Source organism: Microcystis sp. M49636_WE2, assembly GCF_030065375.1.
Classification (GTDB): Bacteria; Cyanobacteriota; Cyanobacteriia; order Cyanobacteriales; family Microcystaceae; genus Microcystis; species Microcystis aeruginosa_C.
In genome coordinates this window covers 1-2426 of sequence record NZ_JASJFG010001068.1, presented here as the reverse complement: position 1 = coordinate 2426, position 2426 = coordinate 1, and the positions used below count along the sequence as shown (strand labels likewise).

Below are 2426 nucleotides of genomic sequence, written 5' to 3'. Positions count from 1 at the left end.
GATAATAACTAAAGCTTCATCGTTTTGATGGTTAGCGGCTCTTGACCAATTATGAGAACCAGTAATCACAATTTTATCATCGATTAAACCGAATTTATGGTGTAATTTATCTCCCCGGGCTAGATCGGGAACTCCTAGGGTATTAATTGGGTTTTGCCAAGGCTGATTATCTGGTTCATAACGACATTTATTACTGAGAGCAACTCCTAATAAATCTAATCCTTCGCTATAGTATCGGAAGGCAAAACTAGGATCAATTAAAGCCTTAATTTCTATCCCTTTTTGATGTCGTTGGGCGAGAATATTAGCTAGAGGCTGTTCCGTAAAGACAAATAGGGCTAAGTCCACGGATTTTTTAGCTTTATTTAAAGTTTCACCGATCAGACCATTGCTAGTAATTGCCCAGGGATAAGTGGTAGAATCGGGGGAAAATTTTACCGTCAGACTACTATTACCGATAGGGATTGTTTGCGGTTTTCTGTGGGGTTTATCTAACCCAAATCTAGAACGATCTTCCCTTCCCCACATCAGATTAAATTCTCTTTGAAAAACTCTAGCTAGTGGGGGATTAGTAATCACTAATAAGTGATTGGCATTACCGACAGTTTTGGGATTAGAAAAGTCTCCATGAATATCACTTAAGGTATAGTTAGCTGAACTAATTAAAGTAGTGTAATTATCAATAACCATGAATTTATGGTGCATTAAACCGCTACCTTTTGAGCGATCATTTCTATCATCAATTAGGGGAATACCAGCTTTTTTGAGGATAGTAATTGCATCTCTTTGGGCGATTTCCTCTGGAGTTAATTTACCATCGCGATTTATGTCAACTAAGTCAAAAAGGTTTTGATAACGTTCCTGTTCTCGATCGCTTAATTGTTCTTGGTTTTTGGCTAAACTATTAATAGGTTTATTGTAAATATTTTCGAGGATAACCCTAACTTTAATTCCCTGTTGCTGACGAGCAACTAAAGCTTGAGCGATGGCGGGTAAACGTAACTCTTGCACTGCTAGATCGATCGAAATTTTTGCCGAGTTTATCTTATCAAGAATAACCTGTTCTAAATTATCCCCTGGGCGATTAATTTGGCGATAGGGATCGGTATAATTTGAATTTCGGGCTTGATTATGATTAAAATAGACTTGAATATATTGATCTTGGGGCAAGGGTTGCGGACGATTTTGGATAGCATTCAAAGAATGACAGCCACCCAAAAGAAAAACTGTCCCTAACAAAAATCCTAACTGTCCCATAGTCCGAATTTTTTTTAATCTCCATTTATCTATTGCCATTTTTGCCCACATAATTATCATTCCCCTAGGATTCAGGAGTGAGGAGGTAATTTTTACCTAAGCAGGTTCTCGGAAATCGGTATGTACTAAATTGATTATAATCAATCATGATTCTAGATTCAAGACTAGGGCCTTGTCCTTGATTGCTTAAATTACTGAGCAAAGATGTGACATCTAGTTAGGGAATTTTGTTATCATGTGGGGAATAATAGCACTGTTCTTCTAGATCTGGGTTTTACCATGACTGAACTTTTACCCCAATGCAGTAATCTGGCTGGTAATGTTAACAGTATAATTGAACTATTGAAAGGCGAATCGTCTCTCCGCAATCAACAGGATACCAGCAAGATAGAAATTGCCCTACAAAAAGCCATTTCTCCCAAATTTGAAATCGTTTTTGCTGGTGCTTTTAGTGCCGGGAAATCAATGTTAATCAATGCACTTTTAGAGCGAGAATTGCTCTATAGTGCCGAAGGACACGCAACGGGTACAGAATGTTATATTGAGTACGCAGAAGCTGATGAGGAAAGAGTGGTTTTAACCTTTCTCAGCGAAGTAGAAATTCGTACTTTAGTCGATACCGTCTGTCAAAATCTACAATTAACTAATCCCAGTAACATTAATTCCCCCGAATACTGTAGTCAGTTAAACCAATACTGTCAAAAAATTATCGAACAGGAAGGGGGAGAAGGCAAATCCGAGCGAGCTAAACAAGCTCAGGGTTTAAAATTATTAATTGAAGGATTTACTCAAAATCGTGAGCGGATCCATACCCTGCATAATGCCACCTATTCCATGGAACAATTTCACTTTTCTAATTTAGCAGAAGCGGCCAGTTTTGCCCGTCGTGGTAGCAATAGTGCCGTCTTAAAACGTCTAGAATATTACTGTCATCATCCTCTCCTTAAAGATGGTAACGTTTTGGTAGATTTGCCCGGTATTGATGCCCCAGTCAAAAAAGATGCCGCATTAGCCTATCGTAAAATAGAGCATCCTGATACTTCGGCAGTGGTTTGTGTTTTAAAGGCTGCTTCTGCGGGAGAATTAGCCACAGAAGAAACGGAATTACTCGAAAAAATTCGCTCTAATGCTGGTATTCGTGATCGAGTTTTTTATGTTTTTAACCGCAT

At 38.5% G+C, this 2426-nt stretch carries 2 protein-coding genes; one reads left to right on the top strand and one right to left on the bottom strand.

Features of this window, described 5'->3' with window-relative positions:
* Positions 1-1308, bottom strand: a 1308-nt coding sequence (locus PX484_RS24775; protein ID WP_288106057.1) for a phospholipase D-like domain-containing protein, incomplete at its 3' end; no start/stop codon positions are given.
* Between the two features lie 228 nt (positions 1309-1536).
* On the opposite strand from PX484_RS24775, the gene PX484_RS24770 reads away from it, so the two are divergent.
* Positions 1537-2426: dynamin family protein (locus PX484_RS24770; protein WP_288106055.1), on the top strand; the 890-nt coding region annotated here is incomplete at its 3' end.